This window comes from Streptomyces sp. NPDC055078 (assembly GCF_053607985.1).
In genome coordinates this window covers 1-7,109 of the sequence record NZ_JBSGUP010000430.1, presented here as the reverse complement: position 1 = coordinate 7,109, position 7,109 = coordinate 1, and the positions used below count along the sequence as shown (strand labels likewise).

Genomic DNA, 7,109 nt, shown 5'->3' with positions numbered 1-7,109 from the left:
GTGCGGCGGCGACCGGCCCGGCGACCGGGGCTCAGAGCCGCCCGAGGATCTTGTTGAACTCGGCGATCTCGGTGCTCTGGGTCTTCACCACGTCGTCGGCGAGCTTCTTCGCGGTGGCGTTCCTGCCGTTCTTCCGCTCGTCCTCGGCCATGGTGACCGCGCCCTTGTGGTGGTCGATCATCAGTTGCGCGAACTTCTTGTCGAAGTCCTTGCCGTTGGCGCCCTTGAGATCCGCCATGTCCTTCTCGGACATCATTCCGGACATGCCGTCGCCGTCCGATGAACCGGAGCCGGAGCCGGAGCCGGAGCCGGAGCCGGAGCCGGAGCCGGAGCCGGAGCCGTGATCCATGCCGGGCATGGAGTCGGCCGACTCGGGCTTGCCCCAGGCTTTGAGCCAGGACTTCATCTTCTGGATCTCGGGGTCCTGGGCCTGCGCGATCTCGGTGGCGAGCGTCTTGATCTCCGGGTCCTGAGCGCGTCCTTCGGCCAGTTCGGACATCTCCAGGGCCTGCTCGTGGTGGGGGATCATCATCTGCGCGAACATCACGTCCGCGTCGTTGAACGCCCCCGCCGCGGGGTTCTCCCCGGCGGGCGCGCTCGCCTTGGTGGACGACTTGCTCCCGTGGTCCATGCCGTCCATGTCGTCGTCGTTGCCGCCACAGGCGGCGAGCACAAGACCCGCGGCGGCGACGGTGCCGACGAGAGCGATACGGCGGCGGAGCCGCGGGCTGCGCAGGGTGTTCTTGCTGACTGTCATGTCGAAACCTCGTGCTGTTCTGTTCTGCGGAATGGATGCCGGTGAACGGGGTGACGCGGGCATGGCTGAGCACCCGCGGTGGCGTTCGGCCTATATCCGCAGAATCGACAGCTGAGCGAGGTTCGGTCTGGGCGGCGGGGGACCGGGGCGCAGGGCGGCCATGACGCTCGCGCGCAGCGGCACCAGCCACTCCGCGCCGCGCCCGAGGGCGGCCCTGAGCAGAGCGATGAGAACCCAGGTCGCGAGGACGGCCACACAGAGGGCGGCCATGTCCATCGCCATACCCGGGCCGTGGGCACCGGTCAGCCCGTCGGCGTCTGTGGTTGCGTTTGCGTTTGCGTCCGCGTCGGACTGGGCCGGGAGTGCCGGGTCGCCGGAGAGGCTGCCGGGGACGCCGTGCGAGCGGTCGCCGGGGATCTCGCCGGAGACATGGCCCGGGTTGTCCCCGGGAAGGGCGAGGGGTGCCGGGGCCATGCGGAGCGAGTCCGCCGTGCTCGCCGTGCTCGTCGTACTCGCGTGATCCGCCCCGGAGGTGGTGCCGGTGTGGGTCGTCCCCGAACCGCCGTCCGGGTGTCCGACCGTATGCATCAAGAAGACACCTAGCGCGACCACGACCAGCAGCAGATGCCCCAAGGCACCCGCTGCTCGAATCCGCCGGCCCGCACTCACCACTCTGACCTCCGGCCACCGACGATACCGAAGGGTTCCAGCTGATGCGGAGCCCTCCCCTTAACTACTAAGCTTCTTGGTATTAGTGAGAGAGGGAGTGGGGCATGCGGACCTGGAGGCCACGGCAGTGGCTGGTGGCCGTGGCGGTGGCGGTCGTCGCGGGGCTTGCGATCGGGGTGCCGACGGGTGTCGTGCCCAGTGATCTCTACACGAGGATGACGCCCGTGCTGTGGTGGAACTATCCGGTGTGGGCCGGCAGTTCTGTCCTCATGGGGCTCCTCGCGGCCACTTATGCCGGCGGTCCGGGGTCGCGCGGTGCCGGGAGACCGCGCACCGCGCGGGCGCTGGCCGGCGGGATGCTCTCGCTCTTCGCCGTGGGCTGCCCTGTCTGCAATCAGCTCGTCGTCCTCGCGCTGGGCATGAGCGGGGCCATGTCGTACTGGGCCCCGGCCCAGCCGATCCTGGCGGTCGCTTCGCTCGCCCTGCTCGCCCACGCGCTGGTGCGTCGGCTGCGTACAGCCGAGAACTGCCCGGTGCCGGGCGTCCCCGACCTGGGTGTTCCCGCTGCGGGCGTCCTCGATCCCGGCGTTCCTGCCATGGGTGTTCCCGCGCCGGGTGCCCCAGATCCGGGCGCTCCAGGTCCGGTCGTCCCCGACCTGGGCGTTCCCGCGACGGTCCCGAACGCCCCCGGTCCACCGGCTCCCGGTCCGCCCGACCGCCCGTCCTGAGCCGCTCACCGGCGAGCCGAGCGGAATCGTTCCGGCAGGTCCGAGTATCGCCCCGACGCTGAGTGGCCCGACGACTACGATGAAGTACCGAAGCCGGGCGGTTCGCACCGTGTCCCCGGGCGGCACCGAGAGGACTGTGTCGATGGCCGGCACCGGAGGGAGCGGGCGTGAGACAGCTGGGTGAGCTTGAGGCGGAGATCATGGACCGCCTCTGGGCCTGGGGGCGCCCCGCCACGGCGCGTGAGGTGCGCGACGATCTCAACAAGAAGCGCCCGATCGCGTACAGCACCGTCAAGACGGTGGCCGACATCCTCTTCACCAAGGGCATGCTCGCCCGGGAGAAGGACGGCCGTGCCTGGCTCTACCGGGCCACCTGCACCCGCCAGCAGTACACCGCCGCCCGTATGCAGGACGCCCTGGAGGACAACCCGGACCCGGCCGGAGTGCTGCTCAGCTTTGTGGAGCAGATCTCGGCCGATGAGGTACAGGCGCTGCGCTCGGCGCTCCGCGCCGCCGGACGGCGGGGCCGTTCATGATCACGGTCATGGCCCTGGCCGGATACGCCGCGCTGGTGGGTGCGGTGGTCCCGTACGGTCTGGCGCGGTCGCGCTGGGCCCACCGGGCCCCCGCGGTCGCCGTCCTGGCCTGGCAGGGGCTGTCGCTGACGTTCGTCGTGGCGACCGCGCTGGCCGTCTACCACCTGGTCCTGGCCGAGCAGCATGTGCACGGCGGCCTCGTCGGACTGCTCAGCGCGTGCGGTCTGTCCGCGGACGCGCCCACCCTGGACTCTCCGACCACGCCGGCCGATGTGGGGCTGCTGATGGTCCCCCTGGCGGTCGTCCTGGTCCCGCTCGGCTGGCTGGTCCGCACGGCCTGGCACACCCGCCGCGAACGGCGGCGGCACGCCGGCCTCCTCACCGTGATCGGCACCGAGGCGGCGCGGTACGACGCGACCGTCGTGCAGCACCCGGTTCCGGCCGTGTACTGCCTGCCCGGGCCCGACCGCCGGATCGTCGTGACCCAGGGCGCGCTGGAGGTGCTCGACGATGAGCAGCTGCGGGCCGTGCTCGAACACGAGAAGGCCCACATCCGGGGCCGCCACCATCTGCTCCAGGTAGCGACGAAAGCGTTCGCCCGAGCCTTCCCGGGACTGCCCCTCGCCCGCCTCGCCCGGGAACAGACCGCGCTGCTCCTCGAAATGGCCGCGGACGACCACGCCCTGCGGTTCCACTCCCGTGACGCCCTCGCCACCGCCCTGTGCGAGGTCGCGGCCGGCCGCACACCCCGGGTGGCGCTGGGCGCGGGCGGTTCGGGCGCCCTCATCCGGCTGCGGAGAATCCTGACACCGCAGGCCAGACCGCACCGGGCGGCCTGGCTCGGCATCGCCGCCGCATCCGTGACCGCGCCCGTCCTGCCCCTGCTGGTCGGCTGCGGTCCCGTCTGACCGCAGCCAGGACCCGGCGGGGCCGGTACTGCGCGCAGGCCGTACGCCTCGGCGCCCCGGGCGACCGGTGCGGGCGGGCGACCGGGAGTCATCGGAGATGCTTCAGGCCGTGAAGAGCCAGTCGTACGCCGACTGGGCCGTGAACTCGCTCTGGCCGCCCGGGTACCGCAGCTCCGCCGTACGGAACGCGGGGTCGTCCGCCATCGCGGCCACATAGGGGATCGCGATACAGCGCATGCCTGCCGCGTGGGCCGCCGCCGCGCCGGGCGGGGCGTCCTCCAGGACCACGCACGCGGCGGGGGAGACGCCGAGGCGGCGCGCGGCCTCCAGGAAGACATCGGGCTCGGGCTTGCCCCGGTCGACCTCCTCGGCGGAGACGGCCAGGGGGATGAGGGTGTCCAGGCCCGTGCCGCCGAGCACGGTGGCGATGGCGGTGCGGGACGAACCGGAGGCCACCGCCATGGGAACCCCGTCCGAGTGCAGCCGTTCCACGAACTTGCGCATCTGCGGGTAGACCTCGGTCGATGCCCTCGCCAGCTCCAGATACTGCCGGTTCTTGCCCGCCAGCAACTCCTCGATCGGCGCGTCGAGCGCGTGCTCCGCGCGCAGCGCCTCCAGCGTCTCGCGCGTCCCGATGCCGATGAAGTCGGTGTGCCTCTCCCAGCTGAAGTCCGTCACCCCGTACTGGGCCAGCAGTCTGCGCCCCGCTTCGTAATAGTTCGGCTCGCTGTCCACCAGCGTGCCGTCAAGATCGAAAATGACCGAAGAGATGCACGAATCGCTCATGTGGTCCAGCATGCCAAGCCGGGGTTCAGTGTGGTGCACCGGCCGCCCGTCCCACCGACACGACCAAGGGCAGCAGCCGGTGCGGCACGCGCTCGCGCAGCGCCATCTCGGTCCGGGTCCGTACCACGCCCGGCAGCTGGATCAGTTGCTGGACGACATCCTCCAGATGGCCGTTGTCCCGCGCCACGACGCGGGTCAGCAGGTCCCCGGGGCCCGTGATCGAGAACGCCTCGATGATCTCCGGGATCGTCGCGAGGGTGTCGCCCACCTCGTCCAGATGTCCCTGGGTGACCTCGATATGGACAAAGGCGAGCACCGGATGGCCCAGGGCCGTGGGGGAGAGCCGCGGCCCCGTGCCGGTGATCACGCCTTCCCGCTCCAGACGGTCGATCCTGGCCTGCACCGTGCCCCGCGCGACGCCGAGGACACGGGCGTACTCCCGCACGCTGGTACGCGGTTCCTCCAGCAGCAGCCGCAGAATACGGGTGTCGAGCCTGTCTACCGCCATGGTCCATTGGCCTTCCTGAAGTCATGGAATCTCAAGTTCCACTATACCAATGGCCCATTACTTCAGGAATGACTTGAGCCAGTGGCTCCTCGGGTGGTTCCCTTCCGGGAGACGGCGCCGCGCAGCGCCGGGACGGCGACGGAGCCGGTCCCGACCCGCGGCGCCTCTGCCATGTCCGCGAACGCCATGTCCGCGAACGCCATGTCCGCGCGAATGACGGAATCTCCGCGAGTCGCGGGAAGAGGGGGAGGGGAAGATCGATGGCGCGGAGCCTGACCGCCGTGCGGAAGATGTTCATGGCGCCCGACCCCGGACGGCTGCGCCTGCGCGTCTCGGCGCGCGCCGTTCTCGGAGTAGCCCTCGCCGTCACGGCCGCGGAGCTCGCCGGTCTCTCCCTCGCCGCCGCCATCACCGGCGGCCTCACCGCCCTGCTCGCGCTCTTCACGGTCGCCGACGAGACCGTACGCCGCCAGGCCGTCACGACCGCGCTGCTGCCCGCCGTGGGTCTCCCCGTGCTCGCCCTGGCGACCGCCCTGCACCACCGCCCCGGGGCACTGGGAGCGGCCTGGCTCGCGGTGGTGTTCTGCGGGGTCTACGCCCGCCGCTGGGGGCCGCGCGGGCACGCCCTCGGGATCTTCGCGTTCATGATGTTCTTCCTCACCCAGTTCCTGCACGCGGCCCCGGCGCGGCTGCCGGAGCTGTACGCCGCGCTGGCGCTCGCGCTCGCCGCGGTGTCGGCGGTCCGCTTCGGGGTCTGGTGCGTCGAGCGGCGTACGCCCCCGCCCGCCGTGCCCGCCCCGCTCCCCGGCCGCGGACTCGCGCGCCCCACCACCCGGCAGGCGTTCCAGGCCACTTCCGCGGGCGCGATCGCCATCGGCGCGGGCCTGCTCGTATCACCGGAACGCTGGTACTGGGCCGTGGGCACCGTCTGGTGGATCTTCGTCAACACCGCCTCGCGGGGTGAGACCCTCGTCCGGGGCTTCCGCAGAGTGGTCGGCACCGTCACCGGCATCGGCGCGGGCGTCCTGGTCGCCGTCCCCGTCGCCGGAGCGCCCGGACCCACCGCCGCTCTCGCCGCCCTTTGCGTCTTCGGCATCTTCTATACGGCCGCGCCCTCCTACAGCTGGATGGTCTTCTTCGTCACCGTGCTGGCCGGCCTGCTGTACGGGCTGCTGGGTGTCCTCCATCCCGGCCTGCTGCTCCTGCGCCTCCAGGAGACAGCGGTGGGCGCCCTGGGGGCGGCGCTCGGGGTCACGCTGATCCTGCCCGTCACCACCCACGCCACCACCGACGCCTGGATCCGGCGTGCCCTGCGCTGTGTCCACGCGGGTACGGCCGAGGCCACCGCGCGCCTCGCGGGCTCACCGGCCGCCGACCCCGCCCCGCACGTGGCCGAACTGGAGCCGCTCATCGCCCGGGTGCGCCAGTCGCTCGCGCCCCTGGTGCACCCGCTGAGCCCCTGGCGTGCCCGCCGGGGACGCGCCCGCCGGGTGCTCTCCCTGCTGGACGACTGCGCCCGTGAGGTGCGCGGGCTCGCCACGATCGCCGCGGACCCCGAGGCGTCCCACGACGCCCGTCTCACCGCCGCCTGCCGGCGGGTCGAGGCCGCCGTGGCCGCGCTCACCACTCCGCGCGGGACGGCGGTCCGCGCCGACGCCGTACCGCAGCCGTCCGTCACCGAGCCGGTGCTCTCGCATCTGCACGGACTGGAGAAGGCCCTCGCCGAACTCGCCGTACCCCTGGGCGGCTCCAGGTCCTCCCCGCTGGTGCACGACTGATCCCGGCGCCCCGCGCGGGGCGCGCATCCCGCGTGGGGAGCCGGGCCCGCCCGGCGGGACACCTGCGCCCCCCAGGGGCCCGCCCCGCGCTCCTGTGGACTCCTCGTCCCCCGCGCTCCCGCGCCTCCCTGTCCCCGCGCTCCCGCGCCTCCCCGCACACAAGCCACCCGCGCCTCCCCGCACACAGGCAGGCGCTCGAAGTGCCGCACACGCTCCCGCGCACCTCTCCGCGCGTCCTTCCGGTCTGGAATGCCCGTGAAGAAGGCAGTTTCACCGCGCACTCAGGGTAGAGACATGTGTTCAGGGGGTAACCACAGCGGCATCCATGTACGGCCTTCACCGACCCCGGGATGCGCACCATGCGGAAGCCACCGTTCAACTCTTCGCGCCCGTCCGTCACATCCCAGGAGCCGCTCCGCCGGGCGGCGGCCCCCTGCCC

The 7,109-nt window shown here is 72.1% G+C and carries 8 protein-coding genes; 4 read left to right on the top strand and 4 right to left on the bottom strand.

Features of this window, described 5'->3' with window-relative positions:
* Nucleotides 1–31: 31 nt before the first annotated feature.
* Both ACWF94_RS28375 and ACWF94_RS28370 read right to left on the bottom strand, forming a co-directional pair.
* Complete coding sequence (locus tag ACWF94_RS28375; protein WP_453494472.1) at nucleotides 32–757, bottom strand: DUF305 domain-containing protein; 726 nt, start codon at nucleotides 755–757, stop codon at nucleotides 32–34.
* Nucleotides 758–847: 90 nt separating this feature from the next.
* Nucleotides 848–1,345 (bottom strand): hypothetical protein, encoded by a 498-nt coding sequence (locus ACWF94_RS28370; RefSeq protein ID WP_453494469.1) that lies wholly within the window; start codon nucleotides 1,343–1,345, stop codon nucleotides 848–850.
* A gap of 185 nt (nucleotides 1,346–1,530) precedes the next feature.
* Here ACWF94_RS28370 and ACWF94_RS28365 point away from each other — a divergent pair, with 185 nt between their 5' ends.
* From ACWF94_RS28365 to ACWF94_RS28355, 3 genes are all read left to right on the top strand, one after another.
* The gene (locus tag ACWF94_RS28365; protein ID WP_453494466.1) at nucleotides 1,531–2,154 is read left to right on the top strand and encodes a hypothetical protein; all 624 of its coding nucleotides are present in this window, start codon (nucleotides 1,531–1,533) and stop codon (nucleotides 2,152–2,154) included.
* Between the two features lie 167 nt (nucleotides 2,155–2,321).
* On the top strand, nucleotides 2,322–2,690 hold the full coding sequence (locus ACWF94_RS28360) for a BlaI/MecI/CopY family transcriptional regulator (protein ID WP_453494463.1): 369 nt from the start codon (nucleotides 2,322–2,324) through the stop codon (nucleotides 2,688–2,690).
* Nucleotides 2,687–3,598 (top strand): M56 family metallopeptidase, encoded by a 912-nt coding sequence (locus tag ACWF94_RS28355; protein WP_453494460.1) that lies wholly within the window; start codon nucleotides 2,687–2,689, stop codon nucleotides 3,596–3,598. Before ACWF94_RS28360 ends, ACWF94_RS28355 begins: the two co-directional genes overlap by 4 nt.
* A 102-nt stretch (nucleotides 3,599–3,700) precedes the next feature.
* Here ACWF94_RS28355 and ACWF94_RS28350 read toward each other — a convergent pair whose 3' ends face one another.
* Both ACWF94_RS28350 and ACWF94_RS28345 read right to left on the bottom strand, forming a co-directional pair.
* Entirely contained in the window at nucleotides 3,701–4,384 is a 684-nt protein-coding gene (locus tag ACWF94_RS28350) for an HAD family hydrolase (RefSeq protein WP_453494457.1), read from the bottom strand.
* A gap of 25 nt (nucleotides 4,385–4,409) precedes the next feature.
* Nucleotides 4,410–4,892 (bottom strand): Lrp/AsnC family transcriptional regulator, encoded by a 483-nt coding sequence (locus ACWF94_RS28345; protein WP_453494454.1) that lies wholly within the window; start codon nucleotides 4,890–4,892, stop codon nucleotides 4,410–4,412.
* Between the two features lie 260 nt (nucleotides 4,893–5,152).
* Between ACWF94_RS28345 and ACWF94_RS28340 the strand changes: the two genes are divergently transcribed.
* The gene (locus ACWF94_RS28340) at nucleotides 5,153–6,670 is read left to right on the top strand and encodes an FUSC family protein (protein WP_453494451.1); all 1,518 of its coding nucleotides are present in this window, start codon (nucleotides 5,153–5,155) and stop codon (nucleotides 6,668–6,670) included.
* Nucleotides 6,671–7,109 lie beyond the last annotated feature (439 nt).

Coding starts and splice junctions, on each gene's coding strand:
- ACWF94_RS28375 (WP_453494472.1), bottom strand. CDS start 757: ATGACAGTCAGCAAGAACACCCTGCGCAGCCCGCGGCTCCGCCGCCGT.
- ACWF94_RS28370 (WP_453494469.1), bottom strand. CDS start 1,345: ATGCATACGGTCGGACACCCGGACGGCGGTTCGGGGACGACCCACACC.
- ACWF94_RS28365 (WP_453494466.1), top strand. CDS start 1,531: ATGCGGACCTGGAGGCCACGGCAGTGGCTGGTGGCCGTGGCGGTGGCG.
- ACWF94_RS28355 (WP_453494460.1), top strand. CDS start 2,687: ATGATCACGGTCATGGCCCTGGCCGGATACGCCGCGCTGGTGGGTGCG.
- ACWF94_RS28350 (WP_453494457.1), bottom strand. CDS start 4,384: ATGAGCGATTCGTGCATCTCTTCGGTCATTTTCGATCTTGACGGCACG.
- ACWF94_RS28345 (WP_453494454.1), bottom strand. CDS start 4,892: ATGGCGGTAGACAGGCTCGACACCCGTATTCTGCGGCTGCTGCTGGAG.
- ACWF94_RS28340 (WP_453494451.1), top strand. CDS start 5,153: ATGGCGCGGAGCCTGACCGCCGTGCGGAAGATGTTCATGGCGCCCGAC.